General features: G+C 43.7%; 24 protein-coding genes. 3 read left to right on the top strand and 21 right to left on the bottom strand.

Going from position 1 to position 21,111, the window contains the following annotated elements:
- Window positions 1–45: 45 nt before the first annotated feature.
- The 5 genes from B7723_RS03225 to cdaA all read right to left on the bottom strand — a co-directional run bounded on the left by B7723_RS03225 (window position 46) and on the right by cdaA (window position 4,369).
- A complete protein-coding gene (locus B7723_RS03225) occupies window positions 46–894 on the bottom strand; it encodes a DegV family protein (protein ID WP_084849177.1) in 849 nt (282 codons plus the stop codon).
- Window positions 895–896: 2 nt separating this feature from the next.
- Complete coding sequence (locus B7723_RS03220) at window positions 897–1,271, bottom strand: DUF1149 family protein (protein ID WP_001050092.1); 375 nt, start codon at window positions 1,269–1,271, stop codon at window positions 897–899.
- A 73-nt stretch (window positions 1,272–1,344) separates the two neighbouring features.
- Window positions 1,345–2,697: a phosphoglucosamine mutase gene (gene glmM / locus B7723_RS03215; protein ID WP_044020450.1), complete on the bottom strand. Its 1,353-nt coding sequence runs from the start codon at window positions 2,695–2,697 to the stop codon at window positions 1,345–1,347.
- Window positions 2,698–2,727: 30 nt separating this feature from the next.
- Entirely contained in the window at window positions 2,728–3,525 is a 798-nt protein-coding gene (locus B7723_RS03210) for a CdaR family protein (RefSeq protein ID WP_084849178.1), read from the bottom strand.
- Window positions 3,512–4,369 carry a diadenylate cyclase CdaA gene (gene cdaA, locus B7723_RS03205; protein WP_033630051.1) on the bottom strand — a complete coding sequence of 286 codons (858 nt, stop codon included), beginning with the start codon at window positions 4,367–4,369 and terminating at the stop codon, window positions 3,512–3,514. Before cdaA ends, B7723_RS03210 begins: the two co-directional genes overlap by 14 nt.
- 136 nt (window positions 4,370–4,505) lie before the next feature.
- Here cdaA and B7723_RS03195 point away from each other — a divergent pair, with 136 nt between their 5' ends.
- Entirely contained in the window at window positions 4,506–5,474 is a 969-nt protein-coding gene (locus tag B7723_RS03195) for an NAD(P)/FAD-dependent oxidoreductase (protein WP_084849179.1), read from the top strand.
- Window positions 5,475–5,505: 31 nt separating this feature from the next.
- On the opposite strand, the gene whiA is transcribed toward B7723_RS03195, so the two are convergent.
- The 9 genes from whiA to B7723_RS03145 all read right to left on the bottom strand — a co-directional run bounded on the left by whiA (window position 5,506) and on the right by B7723_RS03145 (window position 12,565).
- A complete protein-coding gene (gene whiA / locus B7723_RS03190) occupies window positions 5,506–6,417 on the bottom strand; it encodes a DNA-binding protein WhiA (protein ID WP_084849180.1) in 912 nt (303 codons plus the stop codon).
- Window positions 6,414–7,391 carry a YvcK family protein gene (locus B7723_RS03185; RefSeq protein ID WP_084849181.1) on the bottom strand — a complete coding sequence of 326 codons (978 nt, stop codon included), beginning with the start codon at window positions 7,389–7,391 and terminating at the stop codon, window positions 6,414–6,416. Before B7723_RS03185 ends, whiA begins: the two co-directional genes overlap by 4 nt.
- A complete protein-coding gene (gene rapZ, locus B7723_RS03180; RefSeq protein WP_000163039.1) occupies window positions 7,388–8,278 on the bottom strand; it encodes an RNase adapter RapZ in 891 nt (296 codons plus the stop codon). The genes B7723_RS03185 and rapZ overlap by 4 nt, the downstream gene beginning before the upstream one ends.
- A 51-nt stretch (window positions 8,279–8,329) precedes the next feature.
- Complete coding sequence (locus tag B7723_RS03175; RefSeq protein ID WP_001140420.1) at window positions 8,330–8,710, bottom strand: RidA family protein; 381 nt, start codon at window positions 8,708–8,710, stop codon at window positions 8,330–8,332.
- 9 nt (window positions 8,711–8,719) lie between these two features.
- A complete protein-coding gene (gene yihA, locus B7723_RS03170) occupies window positions 8,720–9,307 on the bottom strand; it encodes a ribosome biogenesis GTP-binding protein YihA/YsxC (RefSeq protein ID WP_000405203.1) in 588 nt (195 codons plus the stop codon).
- An 8-nt stretch (window positions 9,308–9,315) separates the two neighbouring features.
- Window positions 9,316–10,548: an ATP-dependent Clp protease ATP-binding subunit ClpX gene (gene clpX / locus B7723_RS03165; protein WP_002874765.1), complete on the bottom strand. Its 1,233-nt coding sequence runs from the start codon at window positions 10,546–10,548 to the stop codon at window positions 9,316–9,318.
- A gap of 201 nt (window positions 10,549–10,749) precedes the next feature.
- Complete coding sequence (locus tag B7723_RS03155) at window positions 10,750–11,256, bottom strand: dihydrofolate reductase (protein ID WP_084849182.1); 507 nt, start codon at window positions 11,254–11,256, stop codon at window positions 10,750–10,752.
- A 118-nt stretch (window positions 11,257–11,374) separates the two neighbouring features.
- The gene (gene cmk, locus B7723_RS03150; protein WP_084849183.1) at window positions 11,375–12,049 is read right to left on the bottom strand and encodes a (d)CMP kinase; all 675 of its coding nucleotides are present in this window, start codon (window positions 12,047–12,049) and stop codon (window positions 11,375–11,377) included.
- A gap of 9 nt (window positions 12,050–12,058) precedes the next feature.
- Complete coding sequence (locus B7723_RS03145; RefSeq protein ID WP_076984714.1) at window positions 12,059–12,565, bottom strand: SAG1386/EF1546 family surface-associated protein; 507 nt, start codon at window positions 12,563–12,565, stop codon at window positions 12,059–12,061.
- A gap of 45 nt (window positions 12,566–12,610) precedes the next feature.
- Here B7723_RS03145 and B7723_RS03140 point away from each other — a divergent pair, with 45 nt between their 5' ends.
- Window positions 12,611–12,814: a ferredoxin gene (locus B7723_RS03140; RefSeq protein WP_162279197.1), complete on the top strand. Its 204-nt coding sequence runs from the start codon at window positions 12,611–12,613 to the stop codon at window positions 12,812–12,814.
- A 92-nt stretch (window positions 12,815–12,906) separates the two neighbouring features.
- Here the strand turns inward: B7723_RS03140 and B7723_RS03135 are convergent, their stop codons facing one another.
- From B7723_RS03135 to B7723_RS03105, 7 genes are all read right to left on the bottom strand, one after another.
- Complete coding sequence (locus B7723_RS03135; RefSeq protein ID WP_162279198.1) at window positions 12,907–13,875, bottom strand: glycosyltransferase family 2 protein; 969 nt, start codon at window positions 13,873–13,875, stop codon at window positions 12,907–12,909.
- On the bottom strand, window positions 13,859–14,878 hold the full coding sequence (galE, locus tag B7723_RS03130; protein ID WP_084849186.1) for a UDP-glucose 4-epimerase GalE: 1,020 nt from the start codon (window positions 14,876–14,878) through the stop codon (window positions 13,859–13,861). The genes B7723_RS03135 and galE overlap by 17 nt, the downstream gene beginning before the upstream one ends.
- The gene (locus B7723_RS10465) at window positions 14,857–15,171 is read right to left on the bottom strand and encodes a hypothetical protein (RefSeq protein ID WP_084849187.1); all 315 of its coding nucleotides are present in this window, start codon (window positions 15,169–15,171) and stop codon (window positions 14,857–14,859) included. Before B7723_RS10465 ends, galE begins: the two co-directional genes overlap by 22 nt.
- Before the next feature lie 6 nt (window positions 15,172–15,177).
- A complete protein-coding gene (locus tag B7723_RS03120; protein ID WP_084849188.1) occupies window positions 15,178–16,281 on the bottom strand; it encodes an NAD(P)/FAD-dependent oxidoreductase in 1,104 nt (367 codons plus the stop codon).
- A 16-nt stretch (window positions 16,282–16,297) separates the two neighbouring features.
- Window positions 16,298–17,095 (bottom strand): Nif3-like dinuclear metal center hexameric protein, encoded by a 798-nt coding sequence (locus B7723_RS03115; RefSeq protein WP_084849189.1) that lies wholly within the window; start codon window positions 17,093–17,095, stop codon window positions 16,298–16,300.
- Complete coding sequence (locus B7723_RS03110) at window positions 17,082–17,759, bottom strand: tRNA (adenine(22)-N(1))-methyltransferase (RefSeq protein WP_070683836.1); 678 nt, start codon at window positions 17,757–17,759, stop codon at window positions 17,082–17,084. The genes B7723_RS03115 and B7723_RS03110 overlap by 14 nt, the downstream gene beginning before the upstream one ends.
- A gap of 101 nt (window positions 17,760–17,860) precedes the next feature.
- A complete protein-coding gene (locus B7723_RS03105; protein ID WP_084849280.1) occupies window positions 17,861–20,197 on the bottom strand; it encodes a cation-translocating P-type ATPase in 2,337 nt (778 codons plus the stop codon).
- Between the two features lie 132 nt (window positions 20,198–20,329).
- Here B7723_RS03105 and B7723_RS03100 point away from each other — a divergent pair, with 132 nt between their 5' ends.
- Window positions 20,330–21,079, top strand: coding sequence for a lysophospholipid acyltransferase family protein (locus tag B7723_RS03100; protein WP_084849190.1), 750 nt, complete (start codon window positions 20,330–20,332; stop codon window positions 21,077–21,079).
- Window positions 21,080–21,111: the final 32 nt, after the last annotated feature.

Below are 21,111 nucleotides of genomic sequence, written 5' to 3'. Positions count from 1 at the left end.
GTAGGCCGTGTTCAATTACTATGATACAAAGCCTGTAAGAACAATTTAGACGATTGGTGTATAGCTCAAGGCGATACTACCTTCTCCAAGGTGGGTCCCAATGACACTACCAAAGGTTTCAATTGGAATTTCAGCAGTCACACCACTCTCCATCAAAAGCTGACGTAAATCCGCTGCCTTTTGAGGAGCGTTCCCATGAATGACTGTTATACGGTAGTCCCCATCTTTTGTCAACTCCTTGATGATTTCTACCAAACGTTTGATTGCTTTCTTTTCTGTACGAACTTTTTCGTAAACTTCAATCACACCTTGGTCATTGAAATAAAGAATAGGCTTGATACTGAGGAGATTCCCTAAGACGGCTGCCCCATTTGACAAACGTCCTCCCTTAACCAAGTGGTCGAGATCATCTACTATGATAAAGGCTGAATTATCAGCAATTTGAATCCCCAACTTCTCCTGAATCTGGGCAAAATCATCGCCTTTTTCTGCCCATTCAAAGGCACTCTCTACCATAAATCCTAGAGGGGAGCTTGTGATATGGGTATCCGGAAAGGCAATGATCAAGCTATCATACTCATCCAACATGTATTGGATGTTCTGATAAAAGCCTGAAATTCCTGACGAAAGAAAGAGTCCCAAGACATGGGTATAACCCTCGTCTTTCAAAGAACTAAGAATCTCATCCAATTTGGCAATACTTGGTTGACTAGTTTTAGGCAATTCTACAGACTGAGCCATTTTTTGATAAAATTCCTCAGCAGTCAGATTGACACCTTCGACATACTCCTCTCCATAGATATTGACAGGAATATCCAAGATAAATAGATTCTCTCTTTGCAGCGTCTTCTCCTCTAAATAGGCTGAAGAATCTGTAATGACAGCTAATTTCATGACTAAAACTCCAAATTGATCCCTGGAAGATCCAAGGCGATTTCTGTTACTTCATACGTCAAACGATTGAGCATGTTCAAACATGGACGTGCCAAGGTTTCGACTTCTTCTTGGTTAAATTCGCTTGGTTCGTTGACAATGCGACCTTCCACGTGGTTAACTTGAGAAATTGTTCCGCTGATGACAAATTTGTCAAAGACAATCATAAAACTCAAGATAACAACAAGCGAAGTTACTTGGTTTTCTTGGTCATGTTGGAGCAACTGAAAGTTCACGTCTACCTTGGTTTCAGGAGCTCCATTTTCATTTTCCCATTCAAAGTTACGAGCATCAAAGTGATACTGGCTAACAAATTCTTGTTCTCGTTTAAGATTCATTTTTCTCTCCCATTGCTACAATTTACTATGCAATTGTACCACATTTTTATCATTTCATCTAGTTTTCTAGGCTTTAGTCAATTCCGATTTCATCTTTAACAACAGCAGCAATCGTATCTACGTAGTAGTTAACTTCTTCTGTCGTAGGAGCTTCTGCCATGACACGCAAGAGGGGTTCTGTTCCACTTGGGCGGACAAGGATACGACCGTTCCCTGCCATTTCTTCTTCCATCTTTTCGATGATTGTTTTGATGGCTGGTACTTCCATAGCCTTTTCTTTCATGGCATTTTCCACTCGGATATTGACCAGTTTTTGTGGGTAAATCGTCACTTCTGATGCCAGTTGAGACAAGCTCTTGCCTGTTTCTTTCATGATTTTAGTCAATTGGACAGCTGATAATTGACCATCACCAGTTGTGTTGTAATCCATCAAAATTACGTGACCAGACTGTTCACCACCAAGGTTGTAGCCTGATTTTCTCATTTCTTCAACGACATAGCGGTCACCAACAGCAGTCACTGCCTTGTTAATACCAGCACTCTCCAAGGCCTTATGGAAGCCAAGGTTAGACATAACCGTTGTCACGATGGTGTTTTGAGCCAACTGGCCTTTTTCAGAAAGATATTTACCGATGATGTACATGATCTTATCACCATCGACGATCTCGCCATTTTCATCGACAGCAATCAAGCGGTCACTATCTCCGTCAAAGGCCAAACCAATAGCTGACTGGCTCTCTTTGACCACTTCTTGGAGAGCTTCTGGGTGAGTTGAACCCACATTCAAGTTGATATTAAGACCATCTGGTGTCTCACCGATAACAGTTATTTGAGCCCCAAGGTCTGCAAAGATTTGACGAGCACTCGTAGACGCTGCACCGTTGGCTGTATCCAAGGCCACTTTCATTCCCTCAAGAGGCGTTCCAGTTGAAACAAGGTAGCCTTCATACTTACGTAAGCCTTCTGGATAGTCCACCAAGGTTCCCAAGCCTTCGGCACTCGGACGAGGAAGGGTGTCTTCTGTAGCATCTAGCAAGGCTTCGATTTCTGCTTCTTTTTCATCATCAAGTTTGAAGCCATCCCCACCAAAGAATTTAATTCCATTATCAAGGGCTGGGTTGTGACTAGCGGAAATCATGACACCTGCACTGGCTCCCTCAGTTTTGACCAAGTAAGCTACTGCTGGTGTTGCAAGGACACCGAGTTTGTAGACGTGAATCCCTACAGAGAGGAGACCTGCCACTAAGGCTGATTCTAACATTTCTCCTGAGATACGTGTATCACGTCCTACAAAGACTTTAGGGGCTTCTGTTTCGTGTTGGCTAAGAACATAACCACCAAAACGTCCCAGTTTAAAGGCCAATTCTGGCGTCAGTTCTACGTTTGCTTCTCCACGGACTCCATCGGTCCCAAAATATTTACCCATTTTATTTATCATCCTTTTCTACTATTTTATTTAGTCCTGTTTAGACGAGTCTGGTTTCGTTTCTGAACTCGTTGAAGACGAACTGCTGGTTGAAGAGCCCGTTGACGAGGTCGTTGACGAAGAACTCGAGCTAGACGATACTGTTTTGGTTGTAATTTTCATTGTAGTGTCAAATGGCATAATGACGCTTGGCAAGACATTTCCATTTTTATCAACTGCTTGTAGTGGAACAGAGGCCGAGTAGTTACCTGTTATCCGTTCACTTGTCGGCAAGATGGCAATGACACGATCTACTCTAGAGAGAGTCTCCTCGTCACTAATAACCGTTACTTTTTCATCTGACACAGTGACTGTATCAATTTTCACACGAGAATCAATCTGGCTAGGGTCAATCTCCGGCACAACGATTACATTATCTCGTTTTGCTTTTTTACCAACCTTGACTGTTATCTTTTGCGGTGTCGCAACAGCCGTCAAACCACTCGGTAAATTTTCAATGGTTAGAGGAGCTTCGATGGTTCCTACACTGGCATTGGTTAAGTCAGCTTTGACCTTAAATTTCCGAGTGCTTTCCTGCATTTCGCTTGCCAATGCAACTCTGTTTGACCCTGTCAGAAAGACCGTCACTTCAGAAGTAAAGCCACTGATAAAATACTGATCGCTGTCATACTGAATATCAATTGGGACATTAAGAACCGTATTGGTATAGGTTTCTGTCCTCACCTGTCTGGCACTGTTGCTATTCTGATAGTTTGTTGAAGTCGCATAGATAAAGAGGATGCAGGCGAAAAAGAAGGAAGAAATAATATAAAGACTATTTTTTCTCATGTTTCAATCCTCCTAGCAAACGCTCTTTCAGACCTTGTTTTTTCTCGGATGTTGGAAGCAAGATTCTTCTTAGTTCTGATTCAAACTCTTCCAAGGTCAAATCATGCTTAAAGACTCCATTATAGGTAATTGAGATTCCACCTGTTTCCTCAGAAACCACAAAGGTAAGAGCATCCGATACTTCTGACAAACCAATCGCTGCCCTGTGACGTGTCCCAAACTCCTTGGAAATTCCTGTATTTTCAGTCAGGGGTAGGTAGGCTGAAGTTACGGCAATCCGATCTTCTCTGACAATGACCGCTCCATCGTGCAAGGGAGTATTGGGGATAAAGATATTGATCAATAACTCAGAGGAAATCTTAGCATCTAGAGGAATCCCAGTTGAGATATATTCCTGCAAGGTTCTCACGCGCTGCACCGCTACCAGAGCACCAATTTTACGGGGGCTCATGTACTCGACTGATTTGACAAAGGCACGAACCATTTGCTCTTCCGCACTAATAGGGGCATTGTAGAAGAAATCCGTAGCCCGGCCCAATCGTTCCAAACCAGTCCGAATCTCTGGTGAAAAAATAACCACCGCTGCGATAACCCCATAAGTGATGATCTGATTGATCAACCAGGAAATGGTCGTCAAACCAATCATATTGGACAGAATCTGACCTAAAATAAAGACCAGAACACCCCGCACCAAAATCATGATTTTGGTCCCTGCAATCGCTTTGGTAAAATGATATAAAATATAAGTCACAATGAGAATATCAATCAGATTGGTGACTATTGTCCAAGGACTTGAAAACAAACTCGTCCAGTATTGTAAATTGGATAATGGTTGAAAATTCATCCCTGGCCTCCTCCCTGTCAAAACACTTTCTGTACTATTATACCATTTTTTGCCCATTTTTTCCCTATCCTACCTCATTTTAAATTAAGCAAAAATATGATAAAATAAACTGACTAGAAAAAACGAAGGAGAAATCATGTCTCAACTCTATGATATTACTATTGTAGGTGGCGGTCCTGTTGGGCTCTTTGCTGCCTTTTACGCCCACCTACGCCAAGCCAAAGTCCAAATCATCGACTCTCTTCCCCAGCTCGGTGGTCAACCAGCCATCCTCTACCCTGAGAAACAAATCCTTGATGTGCCAGGTTTTCCAAACTTAACCGGAGAAGAGTTGACCAATCGCTTGATTGAACAGCTAAACGGCTTTGATACACCTGTTCACCTCAACGAAACTGTTCTTGAGATTGAGAAACAAGATCAAGGTTTTAGAATTCAAACTAACAAAGGGAGCCATCTGACCAAAACAGTCATCATTGCCATGGGTGGTGGTGCCTTTAAACCACGTCCTCTTGAACTAGAAGGGATTGAGGCCTATGAAAATATCCACTACCACGTTTCCAACATTCAGCAATACGCTGGTAAGAAAGTGACCATCCTTGGTGGTGGGGACTCAGCAGTAGACTGGGCTCTGGCTTTTGAAAAGATTGCCCCAACTACTCTCGTTCACCGCAGAGATAATTTCCGCGCCTTGGAACATAGTGTGCAAGCCCTGCAAGAATCATCTGTGACCATCAAGACACCGTTCGTCCCTAGCCAACTCCTTGGAGATGGTAAAACATTCGACAAACTAGAAATCACCAAAGTCAAAGCAGATGAAACCGAAACTATCGAAGTAGACCATCTCTTTGTCAACTACGGCTTCAAGTCTTCTGTTGGTAATCTTAAAAATTGGGGGCTGGACCTCAACCGTCACAAGATTATCGTCAATAGCAAGCAAGAATCTAGCCAAGCAGGTATCTATGCCATCGGGGACTGCTGCTACTATGAAGGTAAGATCGATTTAATTGCGACAGGACTGGGTGAAGCTCCAACAGCTGTTAACAATGCCATTAACTACATTGACCCTGACCAAAAAGTACAACCCAAACACTCGACCAGTTTATAATAAAAGAACCACGAATCAACGATTCGTGGTTTTATAGTTCATCTGCTATCTTGTTTATTTTTCTAAGTCTGTGATTGACGCCACTTTTGGTTAGGGGATTGCTCAGACTATCTGCCAACTGCTGGATAGAGTAGTCTGGATGCTGAATCCGCAACTGTGCTACCTCTTGCAAATCCACGGGTAAATTTTCCAAACCCATTCTATCTTTGATTTTACTGATATTATTGATGGTCTTCATACTAGCAGAAACCGTTCGAGCAATATTAGCTGTCTCGGCATTATTAGCCCGATTGAGATCATTACGGGTTTCACGCAAAATCTTGACGCGCTCAAAATTATCACGCGCCTCCATAGCCCCAATTACGATCAAGAAATCCATGATGTCCTCTGCACGCTGGAGATAGGTAACTGCACCTTTCTTTCGCTCAATAACCTTGGCATCCAGTAAAAATTGCTGGAGGAGAGAGGCTAGTCCTTGGGCGTGGTCTAGATAAACGGAACTGATCTCCAACTGGTACTTGCCAGACTCCGGATCTCGGATGCTACCATTTGCCAGAAAGGCCCCACATAAGTAAGCACGACCAGCCTCCTCATCTGCTAAGATATCGGGATCAATGCCCGTCTCCAAACCAAAGAAGGAATCCGCAAGCCGCAAATCAGCTAAAAGCTCCTGCACCCTCTCATCTGTATAGACCGTATAGACACGATTCTTGCGAAGATTGCTTCTCTGATGGTGACGAATCTCTGACTTGATATCATAAAAATGGAGAAAGGACTCATAAAGGTGCCGAGCCAACTTGGCATTTTCGGTCACGACGGACAAGGTCAATCCTGAAGTCGAGAGACCGATACTGCCAGACATCTTGATGATGGCAGACAATTCATGACGACTGAGATGGTGTTGACCAAGAATTTCCTCTTTTACTGCAACTGTAAAACTCATTTTCTCACCTGTATAATCCGCATCAATTCGTCTACAATCAAATCGCCATCATGGAAGGCTCCTCCATTTTCCAAACGAAGGAAGTTGGATGAAATCACACGAGGAACCTGCTTGCAAAGACCAGCAAAGTCATGCTCTACCTGAACCAAATATTCATCAAAACGGTTGGTATCCATGTATTCTCTAGGAACCTTCTCGATATTAACCAAGACCGTATCAATAAAAGGCCGACCTAAGTGTCGATGGAGGACTTCCACGTGGTCACTGTCTGAAAAGTGCTCTGTTTCCCCACGCTGGGTCATGATATTGCAGACATAGGCGATCTCTGCCTTAGTATCCAAGAGAGCCTGCCCAATCTCCTCAATGACGATATTGGGCAAAATCGATGTAAAGAGGGAACCAGGCCCCAAGACAATCATGTCACTCTCGAGAATAGTATTGACTACTCGACGGCTGGCTTGCGGTGTTTCATCATCCAAGGTATTGGTCACATAGACATGGTCGATCATGCCTGGATGATCTGCAATGTGGCTCTCACCTTCCACCTCAGAACCGTCTTTAAAGACTGCATGCAGTGTCAAAGGCTGATCGCTTGAGGGGTAGATTTTTCCTGTTGTGTGGAAAAAGAGACTTAGCAGCTGCATGGCATTGTAAGTGGACCCTTGCATTTCAGAAAGTCCTGCTATAATGATATTTCCTAGAGGATGACCTGCAAAAGCACCAGCCTCTTCTGAAAAGCGGTACTGAAAAACCTTCTCATAAAATTTAGGCATATCCGACATGGCTACCAGGACATTGCGAAGATCTCCTGGTGGTGTCAGCTGTTGGATATTCTTTCTTAGTTCACCAGAAGAGCCACCATCATCAGCTACCGTTACGATGGCTGCGATATCAACATCCTTTTCTCGCAAGCTTTTCAAAATGACGGGGATACCTGTTCCTCCACCAATTACCGTTATCTTTGGTTTTCTCATGAACGGTTTACCGTTTCCTTTCTTCTGTCTTTGTCACGATGGCTTTCATTGACAGGCCAGTTTTTAGCAAGGTCCTCAGCGATTCGTTTGGCAAAGGCAACACTACGGTGTTGTCCACCTGTACATCCTACTGCGATAGTTAAAACAGACTTGCCTTCTTTTTTGTAACTTGGCAAAATGGGTTCAATCAAAGCGAGTAAGTGCTGATAGAAACTTTCAGACTCTTCATGATTCATCACATAGTCATAAACAGCTTGATCCTCACCTGTCTGATTACGGAGTTCAGGGAGGTAGTATGGATTTGGCAAAAAACGGACATCAAAAACCAAGTCTGCATCGATAGGGATACCATACTTGAATCCAAAAGACATGACTTCGATACGGAAAGACTGGGCCTGTTCTTGGTCTGAAAATTGCTCTGCAATGGTTTTACGCAGTTCACGAGGAGTGAGTTCTGTCGTATCCACCACATTTTGACTCATGTTTTTCAAGGGTGCTAGGAGTTCACGTTCCAGCTTGATGCCATCTAAAATCCGACCATCAGCAGCTAGAGGGTGACTTCTTCTAGTTTCCTTATAGCGTGCCACCAATTCCTTATCTGCTGCGTCTAAAAAGAGAATTTTGAAGTCCAGATCGTCTTGGTTTTCCAATTCATCCAAAACAGCCTGAATCTCTGAAAAGAAGGAACGGCTCCGCATATCGACTACCAAGGCCAGTTTGTGGTCATCATCCTTGGTCTCTACCAACTGCAAAAACTTTGGCAAGAGGGCTGGTGGCATATTGTCAATAGTGAAATATCCCAAATCCTCGAAGGACTGAATGGCTACCGTTTTCCCTGCGCCACTCATCCCTGTCACAATCACCAGGTGAAGTTGTTTCTTTGTCATCTATCTCTCCTTATATCAAAAAAAGTTTGGCAGAGCCAAACTTCAACTAGCTTATCCAATCTCTGCGATCACTTCAATTTCGACTTTTACATCACGAGGAAGACGTGCAACCTCTACAGCTGAACGAGCTGGAAATTCCTCTTTAAAGGCAGTCTGGTAAACCTCATTAAAAGGAACAAAGTCGTTCATATCGCTCAAGAAGCAAGTTGTTTTGACAACATGGTCAAAGTCTGTTCCCGCTTCAGCCAAAATAGCACCGATATTTTTCAAGACTTGTTCTGTCTGTTCTTGGATCGTTTCTCCTACAATTTCTCCAGTTTCAGGAGATAGGGGAACTTGACCGCTCGCAAACAAAAGATTACCAACGATTTTTCCTTGAACATATGGTCCGATAGCTTTTGGAGCTTTGTCTGTATGAATTGTTTTTGCCATTTCTTTCCCTCACAATTTTTCTAATATTGCATCCCAAGCCTGATCCATCCCTGCCTTGCTGACAGATGAAAAGAGGATGAAGTCGTCACTTGGGTCAAAGTTTAATTTCTTTTTGATTGCTGATTCGTGCTTGTTCCACTTACCACGAGGAATCTTGTCTGCCTTGGTCGCAACGATGATAACTGGAATCTCATAATACTTGAGAAATTCGTACATCTGCACATCATCTGCTGACGGGTCGTGGCGGAGATCCACCAAACTGACGACCGCACGGAGATTTTCCCGAGTCGTTAGGTACTCCTCAATCATGCGCCCCCACTTTTCACGCTCCTTTTTGGAAACGCGGGCATAGCCGTAACCTGGTACATCTACAAAACGCATCTTGTCATCAATGTTGAAGAAGTTGAGTAACTGGGTCTTCCCAGGTTTTCCTGATGTACGGGCCAGATTCTTGCGGTTCAGCATAGTGTTGATAAAGCTAGACTTGCCGACATTTGAACGCCCTGCAAGGGCAATCTCTGGCAGTTCATCCTGCGGATAGTGGGACTTGTTGGCTGCACTGAGCAGGATTTCAGCATTGTGTGTATTGATTTCCATAGTCACCTCTAGGCTGTTTCTAGGATGGGTTTTTCCGTTCCATCGACAGCTTCTTTTGTGATGCGGACCAATTTCACATTTTCCTGACTCGGTACTTCAAACATAACATCTAGCATGGTTTCTTCGATGATGGAGCGAAGACCACGCGCACCAGTTTTGCGTTCGATAGCCTTATTGGCGATTTCCTGAAGGGCTTCATCATCAAATTCCAACTCGACATCATCATAAGAAAGCAAGGTTTGATATTGTTTGACCAAGGCATTTCTTGGCTCTTTCAAGATACGAACCAAGTCATCAACTGTCAATTGCTCAAGAGCCGCAAAGACAGGCAAGCGTCCAATCAACTCAGGAATAATACCGAACTTTTGAATATCTTCAGCGATGATTTCCTGCATGTAGGAGCTGTTTTCGTCAATCGCCTTGTTATTTTGGCCAAAACCGATGACTTTTTCTCCCAGACGTTGTTTAACGATTTCTTCGATGCCATCAAAAGCACCACCCACGATAAAGAGGATATTTTTGGTATCTACTTGAATCATTTCTTGTTGTGGATGTTTGCGTCCACCTTGAGGCGGCACGCTAGCAACGGTTCCCTCGATAATCTTGAGAAGGGCTTGTTGCACACCTTCACCCGAAACGTCACGTGTGATAGACACGTTCTCGCTCTTCTTGGCAATTTTGTCAATTTCATCTACGTAGATAATCCCACGCTCTGCACGTTCGATGTTAAAGTCAGCAGCCTGCAAGAGTTTGAGGAGGATATTTTCCACGTCCTCACCCACATACCCAGCCTCAGTCAGAGCTGTCGCATCTGCAATTGCAAAAGGCACGTTCAAGCTCTTAGCCAAAGTCTGGGCCAAGAAAGTTTTCCCTGAACCAGTTGGCCCAATCATCAAGATATTTGACTTCTGCAAATCCACATCTTCTGACTCTTCACGCGTATCGTGGAAATTGATGCGTTTGTAGTGGTTGTAAACTGCCACTGCCAAGGCACGTTTGGCACGATCTTGACCAATCACATAGTGGTTTAAGATATTGAGGAGTTCGATTGGCTTTGGTACTTCAGACAAGTCTGCCAAGACTTCCTCGGCCAACTCCTCCCGAATGATTTCCTGGGCCAACTCCACACATTCATTACAGATAAAGGCGTTGTTCCCAGCGATTATTTTCTTTACTTCTTCTTGGCTCTTGCCACAAAATGAGCAATAAACCATCATATCATTTTTCCTATTTGTAGGCATGATTTCCTTCCATTCTAATTTATCATTCTATCTAAAATAAGGTCATATAAAAAGCGTGAACACTGTTTACCAGATTGGTAAAAGCATTCAACCAGAGTAAAGCAGACAGTCCATAGCGCTTCTTACGAAAAGCCTGTGCTCCAGTCAAAATACAGATCACACACAAAAAAGCTGTAAAAAATCCAAATATACTGCGCTCCATTAGACTTCCTTTCTATCTCGGTATTCGATGGTAAAATCATAGTCGTTTTTCTCATCTCGGGTGTAAGATTTGCTTGCAACTGTCTCAAAACGAGACAAGTCAAACTCCTCAGGAAAATAGGTATCTCCCTCCACCTGAGCATGAATCTGTGTCACGATGATTTCATCTAAATAGGGCTCAAAAGCTTGAAAAATCTGCTTTCCGCCAATGATATAGAGATTTTTTTCCTGACTCTGATACCACGCTAAAACAGACTCCACATTTTGAAATACGAGTGCCCCATCTATGACTTCTTCGCTATTGCGCGTTAAAATCAAGGTTTGCCGTTTTGGAAGCAGACGACGTCCCATGCCATCAAAGGTCACTCGCCCCATCAGTATAGCATGATTTAAAGTTGTTTCCTTAAAATGTTGCAACTCTGCTGGCAAATGCCAAGGGAGACGATTTTCCTTCCCAATCACACCTTTTTCATCTTGGGCCCAAATGGCTATGATTTTCTTTGTCATGCTTCCGTCCTTTTTATTGATACTACTATTTTATCAAAATTCTCCCAAAAAGGCTGTTTTGAAACGCGCGCAAAAGAGAGAAAAGGAGCAGGCTTCATTTAGCCTGCTCCTCTCGTCCCTAGGACATATATTTTTTTGCTTCTGATTCGATTTTTTCGACCACTTCCTGGATACTCAGTCCAGTTGTGTCAAGGTAAACTGCATCCTCAGCCTGTTTGAGAGGTGAGGTTTCACGATGACTATCCTTGTAGTCACGCGCAGCAATCTCTTCTTTCAACGTTTCCAAGTCAGTATCAATCCCTTTAGCAATATTTTCCTTGTAACGACGCTCTGCTCTTTCTTCAACAGAAGCCACTAGGAAAATCTTGAGTTCAGCTTGTGGTAAAACAACTGTCCCGATATCACGCCCATCCATGACGATACCACCTTGCTGAGCAATCTCTTGCTGGAGCGAAACCAGTTGCTCACGTACCTCAGGAATGGCAGCAATGCTTGAAACCTTGTTGGTCACTTCATTTTCACGAATCGGATGCGTAATATCAACATCCCCTACAAAAACAAGTTGCTCACCTGTTTCTGAACGACCAAAACTAATGGGGTGTTGGTTAAGAAGTTCGAGAAGTTGATCTACATTTCCTGCATCCAACTGGTGTTTGAGCGCTATATAAGTCACAGCACGGTACATAGCACCCGTATCGAGATAAGTGTAACCAAAATCCTTAGCGACAATCTTTGCGACCGTACTCTTGCCACTCGAAGCTGGACCATCGATAGCAATTTGAATTGTCTTCATGACCGACTCCTATCTTGTCTTAATCACATCACCTGGGTTGGCAAACCAAGATCCAGATGACATATGAGAAGGATTTAGAGCCTCTAGCTGGGCAATGGAAATCCCTGCACGTTGAGCAAGAGCTGCTTCTCCCTCTCCCGGCTGTACTGTAAGTGTTCCTTCACCCTCTGTATGTTCTTCCGAACTGCTCTCTGAAGGTGTTGATTCAGAAGAAGATGTTTCCTCTACCTTGCTACTTGAAGATGATGATGCTTCCACTTTAGAACTTGAACTTGTAGAAGGAGACGATGCATCATAGAAGTCCTTCAAAGATGAAGTACGATTGCTTCCTCCGGTTGATAGGTAAATCAATACAACTACCATCGCTACAACAATTACAAAGAAGAGGCTAGCTAGAACCGTCAAGACACGATTCGCAACAACGCCTTTCCCTTTTTGTTTCCGGTGTCGACGCTCTGATCTTGTTTCTTCCTCATTGTTTTCGTAGATATCTTCTTGCCATGGTTCTTTTTCCATACCTTACTCCTTGTTTTTTTTACATTTTCTTATTACAATATAAATATGAAAGTCACACTTATACCCGAACGGTGCATCGCCTGCGGGCTTTGCCAAACCTATTCTGAACTCTTTGATTACCATGATAATGGAATCGTTCGATTTTACGATAATCCAGTTGAATTGCAAAGAGAAATCGCTGAGACCAGCGATGTTCTGGAGGCCATCAAAAATTGTCCTACACGTGCACTCCTAAAAGATCCATCGTAGGAAGCAGGGAATAAATATAATTGATTTTTTCTCATTTTTTCCCACACCTACTAGTTTAGCATATTTCTAGGTAAAATTATAGTCTTTTTTGGTTATTTTTTTCCTTCAATATTAGAAAGGTCACTTTTTTCTTTGACAAGATAGAGTGGTCTTTTTTTGGTTTCTAGATAAATCTTACTGATATACTTACCGAGAATCCCAATCGTCAGGAGTTGAATCCCTCCAAGAAAGAGAATGACAACCATCAAAGAGGTCCAACCAGATGTGGGATTTCCTAAGATAAGAGTCCGAAACACTACAAAAACAGTCATCACAAACGAAAGAAAACAAGATAGGAGTCCCACTACAAAGGCTATACTCAAGGGAAAATCTGAAAAGTTAAGAATTCCTTCAATCGAGTAGAAAAAGAGTTGTCTAAAACTCCAACTGGTCTTGCCAGCCTGTCGTTCAACGTTTGGATAATCAAGATAGTGCGTTTTAAAACCCACCCAGGCAAAGAGGCCTTTAGAAAAACGATTGGACTCAGTCAGGGTTAAAATAGCATCTACCACAGACCTTCTCATCATGCGAAAATCACGGATACCTGAGGGCAAGGCTACTGGGCTGATTTTTTGCATGAGACGGTAAAAGAGGTCAGCACAGAAACTGCGGAAAAAGGGTTCTCCTTCCCGACTAGTTCTCCGTGTCCCAACACAGTCTATATCTGCATTTTGGTCTAGTAAGGCTTTCATCTCAAGTAGCATACTAGGAGGATCCTGAAGGTCTGCATCCATCACGACCACCAAGTCTCCAGTTGCATGTTGCAAGCCTGCGTATAAGGCTGCCTCTTTCCCAAAATTTCGTGAGAATAAGACATAACGGACCGCAGGATTTTGCTCCCGATAGGCCTTCAAAAGCTCTAATGTCCCATCGCTTGAGCCATCGTCTACAAAGACATATTCGACTCCTGCTCCCAAGTCAGGAAGCAGAGCTTCCACAGACTGATAAAAAAGAGGAAGTACTTCCTCTTCGTTTAGACATGGGACAATGATTGAAATCATCATCTTAGTCTTCAAATCCATTTGGATGCTTGCTTTGCCAACGCCATGCGTCTTCGCACATTTGGGTGATGTCGAGTTCTGCTTCCCATCCGAGCTCTGCTTTGGCTTTTGCTGGGTATGAGTAGCAGGCAGCGATATCACCTGGGCGGCGTTCTACGATGCGGTAAGGAATAGGACGTCCCACTGCTTTTTCCATATTTTGGATAATTTCAAGAACGGAGTAACCTTTACCAGTTCCAAGGTTATAAATGTTTAGACCTGAACCTTTTTGGAGTTTTTTCAAAGCTGCAACGTGACCTTTAGCTAAATCGACAACATGGATATAGTCACGAACCCCGGTTCCATCTTCTGTATCGTAATCATCTCCAAACACTTGTACTTGTTCTAGTTTGCCCACTGCTACTTGTGAAACATAAGGCAAGAGATTGTTTGGAATTCCATTAGGATTTTCTCCCAAGTCTCCACTTTCATGTGCTCCGATTGGATTAAAGTAACGAAGCAAGACCACATTCCATTCTGAGTCTGCCTTGTAGATATCCGTCAAAATTTCCTCTAGCATGAGCTTAGTACGACCGTATGGATTGGTCACTGAAAGTGGAAAATCTTCTAAGATTGGAACAGTGTGAGGATCTCCGTAAACTGTCGCAGAAGAACTGAAGATGATGTTCTTACAATTATTTTCTTCCATGGCTTTTAGAAGGCTGACAGTTCCAGCGATATTGTTGTCATAGTAGGCAAGAGGGATACGGGTTGATTCGCCAACAGCCTTCAAACCCGCAAAGTGAATCACACCAGTCGGTTCTTCCTGCTTGAAAATATCTCTGAGGGTATCTGTGTCACGGATATCTGCCTCATAAAAAGGAATCTCGACTCCTGTAATTCTCTCAACAACTTCTAAACTTTTACGATTGCTATTGACAAGATTATCCACCACAACCACTTGATGACCTGCTTGGATCAACTCAATAACAGTGTGGGTTCCGATAAATCCGGCACCGCCCGTTACCAAAATCTTTTCTTGCATCTTTTTTCCTCGATTCTCGGATTATTTTTTCTTATTTTATCATTTTTGATAGGGAATGTCATTTGACATCCTAAACCACCTGCTAAAATTTTAGTAAAATGCTTATACTCTTCGAAAATCTCTTCAAACCACGTCAGCGTCGCCTTACCGTGGGTATGGTTACTGACTTCGTCAGTTCGATCCACAACCTCAAAGCAGTGCTTTGAGCTGACTTCGTCAGTTCGATCCACAACCTCAAAACAGTGTTTTGAGCAGCCTGCGGCTAGCTTCCTAGTTTGCTCTTTGATTTTCATTGAGTATTATTCGCTTTTTACTCGTTTGACATAGTTTGCAATTGGATAGTTTACTGGGTCCAAGGTCAACTCCTTGTCTTGGACCAGCTGGGCTAGATGGTAACCGATGATCGGCCCCGTTGTGAGACCTGAAGAACCTAGACCACTAGCCGCATAGACACCTGCTAAACCTGGCACCTGTCCAAAGAAAGGGGAGAAATCTCTGGTATAGGCACGGATTCCTACTCGCTCACCTCTTATAGTAGCTTCAGCCAAGGCTGGGTAGTATGACAAGGCTGCTTCCTCCATTTGTTGAAGCAAGGATTCATCCACCGTCAAGTCAAATCCCATATCATTTTCATGGGTAGCACCTAGGGACAATTTCCCACCTGCAAAAGGAATCAAATCCCACTCCCTTTCTGGCATGACAACAGGGTAAGATGCTAGGTCTTTAGAGAGCTGATAATCTCGGAGTTGCCCCTTTTGGGGACGAACATCTACCTCATATCCTAAAGGTTCCAAAATGTCCCCCAACCAAGCTCCTGTCGCCAAAATAACCTGATCAAACATCTCTTCACCAATCTGGTAACCGGATGCTAAAGGTGTCAGACTCACTTTTTCTTTGACCAGCTTGACTTGACTGGCTTCTAGCAAACGAGTCACTAAGAGGTGACCATCTACTCTCGCTCCACCAGAAGCATAGAGCAGGCGGTCAAATCCCTGCAAACCAGGGAATAATTCATTTGCAGATGCTTGGTCTAAAATGGCTAATTGACCTATCAAGGGAGATTCTTCCCTACGCTGAAGAGCTAGTTCATAGAGTTCTTCCAACTTGGATTCGTCCTTTTTCAAGAGATAAACTCCTGAGCGTTGATAAAAGTCGATTTCCTGACCAGACTTTTCTAAATCAGCCAACAAATCCACATAAAAGTCAGCCCCCAAACGCGCCATCTTATACCAGACTTTATTACGGCGTTTGGAAAACCAAGGACTGATAATTCCCGCTGCTGCCTTGGTTGCCTGACCCTGACCATGGTCAAAAACTGTTATCTCTAGGTCAGCTTCTTTAGAGAGGTAGTAGGCAGCTGTCGCCCCCACAATCCCTGCTCCAATAATGGCAACTTTTTTCATTGTCTTCACCTTCTAACTAGATATGGTGGAAAGGATCGGTCGATGCTTGACTAGGCAAAATATCAATAGACCAGCCCTTTTCTGTCTTCCATTGAGTAAGGAGTGCAGCGATTTTTTCCACAAAAAGCACTTCGATATAATGTCCTGGGTCCAGTGCTAACAGGCCATCAGACAGCATATCCTGAGCTGTGTGATAGTAGATATCGCCAGTGATATAGACATCTGCTCCCTTAGCTAGAGCATCCTTATAGAAAGATTGGCCACTACCACCACAGATAGCCACTCTTGAAATGAGCTTCTGCAAATCACTCTCTTGATAATGCACCATTCGAAGACTATCAAGACCAAAGACTTGCTTGACATGCTGGGCCAATTCCCCAAATGTCTGAGTTTGAATATTTCCAATCCGCCCAATCCCACGTCCTGGGCCTGTTTCTTGCAGATAGGTCGTGTCCTCAATACCTAGCATCTGGCAGAACCAGTCATTTAACCCGTTATCAACGATGTCAATATTGGTATGGCTGACATAAACCGCAATGTCATGCTTGATCAGGTCGATGTAAATCTGATTTTGCGGACGGCTAGCTACCAGATCCTTGATGGGACGAAAGATTGGCGCGTGCTTGACGATAATCAAGTCCACACCCTTTTCAATGGCCTCTGCCACCGTCTTTTCTCGAATATCGAGAGCCACCATGACTCTTTGGGTCTCCTTGTCTAGAGTACCGATTTGCAGGCCACGACTGTCACCCTCCATTGAAAACTCCTGAGGGCAAAAGCCTTCATAAGCTCTAATTACTTCACTTGCTAGCATGGAGCACCTCCTTGATGGCTTGAATTTTATCTACAAGAACTTGACGTTCCTCAATATTCTTTTCTGGGATTTGATTAAGGGCAAACTCTAACTTAGCAGCTTCTTTTTGCCATTTTTGGACAAAGACTGGGCTGACTTCTTTGGACAAGAAGGGACCAAAGCGAACATCACTGGCTGATAGCTTCATTTGTCCTGCTTCCACCACCAAGATCTCATAAAACTTACCAGCTTCTTCTAGAATGCTTTCTGCTACAATCTGAAATCCGTGCTCTTGTAACCAGATGCGCAAGTCGTCTTCACGATTATTGGGTTGGAGGATTAAACGTTCTACACTCGCAAGCTTATCCAATCCTTCTTCTAATATGGTCGCAATCAAACGTCCTCCCATACCAGCAATGGTGATAACCGACACTTGGTCTGCCTCTTCAAAGGCTGCCAAGCCATTGGCTAAACGGACTTGGATTTTCTCCTTTAGACCGTGAGCCTCAACATTTTTAACCGCAGACTGGTAAGGACCTTCCACCACTTCCCCTGCAATAGCGCTTTTGATTTGGCCTCTCTCAACTAACTCAATAGGCAGATAAGCATGGTCACTCCCCACATCTAGTAAAATAGCTCCCTGTGGTACAAAAGACGCCACCAATTCTAATCTCTTTGAAATCATCTTCTCTCACTTTCCAAAACTCTATTACCTCTTATTATACCATATTTCAGCTAGCAATCTTTCACCTAAAAAGACCGCAATCCACAGATTGCAGCCTTTCTTTATTTTCTGGCTTGGTAACGACTAGTCAAGATGAAAATCACGGTAAATACCAGCATCATGGCCCCATAAACAGGCAACGTTTGTCCTGTCAAGGTTGAAATTTCAAGCAACTTTTGGATCATTGGGAAAAGAGCTGTGGCTAGGAAACCACCTACTGACCAGACAACCAAGAGGACACGCCAGAGGGTAAATGGCATGCAAGCTCTAAATACGGATAAGAAACCAATTGACCCAAGGAGATAATAGAGTAGGGTTGAGATTTCTAACTCAGACCAACCTTGACTCGCTCCAAATATTTTCACAAAGAGAACGCTGAACACGACCATGAGTGCGCTTGGTAGGGCGCGAAGCATGGATCTTCTGAGGAAGTTTGGTTCAACAGGCTTGATATTTCGCTCAAAAGTCAGAACGAATGGTGGGAACCCTTCCACAAATTGGTCGATCATGGTAATCTGGATTGGAATGAAGGGGAAAATCAAGATCCATTCAGACCGCCCTAGTAAAACACTAGCAATACAAATCACCGCGAGCAAGAAGGAATAAATCGTCTTAATCAAGAAAATCGGTGCAATGTGGGCAATGTTATTAACCACGCGACGACCTTCAAAGAGAATCTCAGGAACATCATTAAAGTCTGAGTTCAAGAGAACCAGATTGGCAATCTGACGAGTCGCAGGATCTCCCTCAGCCATCACGATAGAGCAGTCTGCTTCACGAAGGGCCAGAATATCATTGACACCGTCCCCTGTCATAGCCGTTGTATGACCCGCTTTTTTCAGGGTTTGGATGATGAGTTTCTTTTGATGAGGGGAAACACGTCCGAAAATAGCTGTCTCTTCAGCCATGGCAATCAATTCCTCATCCGTGATTTTTGAACAATCTACATAGCTGTGATAGTCTGCAAAACCAGCTTTCTGGGCAATGCTGGAAACCGTGACTGGATTATCACCAGAGATAATCTTGAGGCCCACTTCTTGAGAACGGAGATAGTCTAGCGTCTCTGCTGCTCCCTCTCGAATAGGATCCAAGATCTCCAGCAGTGCCAAGGCTTGAATATCAGATGGTTTTTGTGGCTTGTGGTGGTCTAGTTTTTCTTGGCTGAGAGCCAAGACCAAGACACGTGACCCTCTCTCTAGGGCCTCTCTGGCTTCAGGGACTTCAGAGTCCAACAACATCTCAGGCGCCCCTAAAAAAACCGTCCCCAGACCTTCTAACTCCATAGCTCCCCACTTACGGTCGCTTGAGAAAGGAAGATTCGAAAGCATAGGATAAGCAACTTCTCCCACAAAACGCTGGCGAATAGCCTGGGCTGTTGGATTTTTATCCTCACTGTGAGCTATGTAGCTGGTCAAAATGCTGGCAATCGCATGCTCACCATACTCTTCAGTCAAAGGAATAACTGCCTCCACCTGCATCTTTCCTTGGGTGATGGTTCCCGTCTTGTCCAGACAGAGCATATCCACGCGCGCCAAGGTCTCGACAGAGTACATCTCCTGCACCAATACCTTTTTCAAGCCCAGCTTGATCACCGCAGTCAAGAGCGAAGTGATGGTCAAAAGGGCGATTCCCTTGGGCAACATACCCAAAAGGGCTGTTGACGAATTTACAACGGATGACTTGAGGGATAGGCCTTTTAACATCAAGGCTTCTAGCAAGAGAGCTAGACCAAAGGGAATGATAATCTTCCCAGTAAAACCAGCTAGCTTGTCCAGCGATTTCATGATACGGGAGTTGATCGGTTTCACTGTCTTAGCTTCCAGCATGAGTTTGGAAGCATAGTTGTCTGCCCCGACATGGTGAACTTGAGCCAAAACTGCGCCACTGGCTAGGAAACTCCCTGATAAAAGCAAGGCATCCACTTCTTTTTGAACCAAATCACTCTCACCCGTCAACATAGCTTCATTGACTTCCGCAAATCCTTCCAGAACCAGAGCATCACTAGGGATTTGCTCTCCAGCAGACAGACGAATGACATCTCCTAGAACCAACTCTTCTGGATCGAGAGCAACTTCTTGACCATCACGGATGGTTTTGACCTTTTCCTTGGTCATGAGATTGAGCTTGTCCACCATGTGTTTGGCCCGTAGCTCAGTCACAATCCCAGAAAAAGCGTTAAAGCAGATAACGGCAAAGAAAACCAGATTGCTCCAAGCCTGTACAAAGGCAAGCGCTAGGGCAATAACAAAGTTTAATGCGTTAAAAAGTGTAAAAACATTTCGTTTGATGATTTGCCAAGTACTGGTACTGGCTGAAGCGGTAAAGTCATTGACCAAACCTTGAGCCTGTCTTTCCTTGACTTCTCTTTGGGTTAATCCCATAATCTTATTTTTATCCATAAATTCTATCATATCATTTTTTTTAAAAGAATTCTAATTCCATCTAAAACTGTTGGCTGATAACTGAAAAAGTTTGCCAGTAGTCTTTTGATAAGGTATAATAATAAAAGCAATACAATCGAAGGAGATCTCATGTTTTATACTTATTTGCGTGGACTAGTCATACTGATCTTGTGGTCCATCAATGGCAATGCCCACTATCACAATACTGATAAAATCCCTAGCCGAGACGAAAACTATATCCTCGTCGCTCCTCACCGTACCTGGTGGGATCCTGTTTACATGGCCTTTGCGACCAAGCCAAAACAGTTCATCTTTATGGCCAAAAAAGAGCTGTTTAACAACCGTATCTTTGGCTGGTGGATCCGTATGTGTGGCGCCTTTCCTATCGACCGAGAAAAACCTAATGCCTCTGCCATCAAGTACCCTATCAACGTCCTCAAAAAAAGCGACCGCTCTCTCATCATGTTTCCAAGTGGGAGCCGTCACTCAAATGATGTCAAGGGTGGAGTTGCCTTGATTGCAAAAATGGCTAAGGTTCGCATCATGCCTGTTACCTATACCGGTCCCATGACCTTGAAAGGCTTAGTCAGCCGTGAACGTGTGGATATGAACTTTGGAAATCCTATCGATATCTCAGATATCAAGAAAATGAATGATGAAGGAATCGAAATGGTTGCAGACCGTATCCAAGCAGAATTCCAACGTTTGGATGAAGAAACCAAACAATGGCACAACAATCAAAAACCAAATCCACTCTGGTGGTTTGTCCGCATCCCTGCCCTCATCCTTGCTGTGGTTGTTGGTATCCTAACAATCATCTTTACCTTCATTGCAAGCTTTATCTGGAATCCAGATAAGAAGAGAGAGTCTCTTGGTTAAAAAATACAATTATCCCTTAGCTTTTGCCAAGG

The organism is Streptococcus oralis subsp. oralis (assembly GCF_002096435.1).
GTDB lineage: Bacteria > Bacillota > Bacilli > Lactobacillales > Streptococcaceae > Streptococcus > Streptococcus oralis_AA.
Note: the sequence above shows the minus strand (reverse complement) of the source record. Positions and strands in the feature narration are given on the sequence as shown.

Excerpts from the sequence above, each read along its gene's own strand:
- cdaA (WP_033630051.1), bottom strand. The coding sequence starts at position 4,369 with ATGAATTTTCAACCATTATCCAATTTACAATACTGGACGAGTTTGTTT.
- B7723_RS03115 (WP_084849189.1), bottom strand. The coding sequence starts at position 17,095 with ATGCTAGCAAGTGAAGTAATTAGAGCTTATGAAGGCTTTTGCCCTCAG.
- rapZ (WP_000163039.1), bottom strand. The coding sequence starts at position 8,278 with ATGACAAAGAAACAACTTCACCTGGTGATTGTGACAGGGATGAGTGGC.
- B7723_RS03175 (WP_001140420.1), bottom strand. The coding sequence starts at position 8,710 with ATGGCAAAAACAATTCATACAGACAAAGCTCCAAAAGCTATCGGACCA.
- B7723_RS03195 (WP_084849179.1), top strand. The coding sequence starts at position 4,506 with ATGTCTCAACTCTATGATATTACTATTGTAGGTGGCGGTCCTGTTGGG.
- B7723_RS03135 (WP_162279198.1), bottom strand. The coding sequence starts at position 13,875 with ATGGATTTGAAGACTAAGATGATGATTTCAATCATTGTCCCATGTCTA.
- B7723_RS03210 (WP_084849178.1), bottom strand. The coding sequence starts at position 3,525 with ATGAGAAAAAATAGTCTTTATATTATTTCTTCCTTCTTTTTCGCCTGC.
- B7723_RS10465 (WP_084849187.1), bottom strand. The coding sequence starts at position 15,171 with ATGAAAATCAAAGAGCAAACTAGGAAGCTAGCCGCAGGCTGCTCAAAA.
- whiA (WP_084849180.1), bottom strand. The coding sequence starts at position 6,417 with ATGAGTTTTACAGTTGCAGTAAAAGAGGAAATTCTTGGTCAACACCAT.
- clpX (WP_002874765.1), bottom strand. The coding sequence starts at position 10,548 with ATGCCTACAAATAGGAAAAATGATATGATGGTTTATTGCTCATTTTGT.
- B7723_RS03140 (WP_162279197.1), top strand. The coding sequence starts at position 12,611 with ATGAAAGTCACACTTATACCCGAACGGTGCATCGCCTGCGGGCTTTGC.
- B7723_RS03100 (WP_084849190.1), top strand. The coding sequence starts at position 20,330 with ATGTTTTATACTTATTTGCGTGGACTAGTCATACTGATCTTGTGGTCC.
- B7723_RS03105 (WP_084849280.1), bottom strand. The coding sequence starts at position 20,197 with ATGGATAAAAATAAGATTATGGGATTAACCCAAAGAGAAGTCAAGGAA.
- B7723_RS03155 (WP_084849182.1), bottom strand. The coding sequence starts at position 11,256 with ATGACAAAGAAAATCATAGCCATTTGGGCCCAAGATGAAAAAGGTGTG.
- B7723_RS03220 (WP_001050092.1), bottom strand. The coding sequence starts at position 1,271 with ATGAATCTTAAACGAGAACAAGAATTTGTTAGCCAGTATCACTTTGAT.
- B7723_RS03225 (WP_084849177.1), bottom strand. The coding sequence starts at position 894 with ATGAAATTAGCTGTCATTACAGATTCTTCAGCCTATTTAGAGGAGAAG.
- B7723_RS03145 (WP_076984714.1), bottom strand. The coding sequence starts at position 12,565 with ATGGAAAAAGAACCATGGCAAGAAGATATCTACGAAAACAATGAGGAA.
- glmM (WP_044020450.1), bottom strand. The coding sequence starts at position 2,697 with ATGGGTAAATATTTTGGGACCGATGGAGTCCGTGGAGAAGCAAACGTA.
- B7723_RS03120 (WP_084849188.1), bottom strand. The coding sequence starts at position 16,281 with ATGAAAAAAGTTGCCATTATTGGAGCAGGGATTGTGGGGGCGACAGCT.
- yihA (WP_000405203.1), bottom strand. The coding sequence starts at position 9,307 with ATGGAAATCAATACACACAATGCTGAAATCCTGCTCAGTGCAGCCAAC.
- B7723_RS03110 (WP_070683836.1), bottom strand. The coding sequence starts at position 17,759 with ATGATTTCAAAGAGATTAGAATTGGTGGCGTCTTTTGTACCACAGGGA.
- cmk (WP_084849183.1), bottom strand. The coding sequence starts at position 12,049 with ATGAAGACAATTCAAATTGCTATCGATGGTCCAGCTTCGAGTGGCAAG.
- galE (WP_084849186.1), bottom strand. The coding sequence starts at position 14,878 with ATGCAAGAAAAGATTTTGGTAACGGGCGGTGCCGGATTTATCGGAACC.
- B7723_RS03185 (WP_084849181.1), bottom strand. The coding sequence starts at position 7,391 with ATGAGAAAACCAAAGATAACGGTAATTGGTGGAGGAACAGGTATCCCC.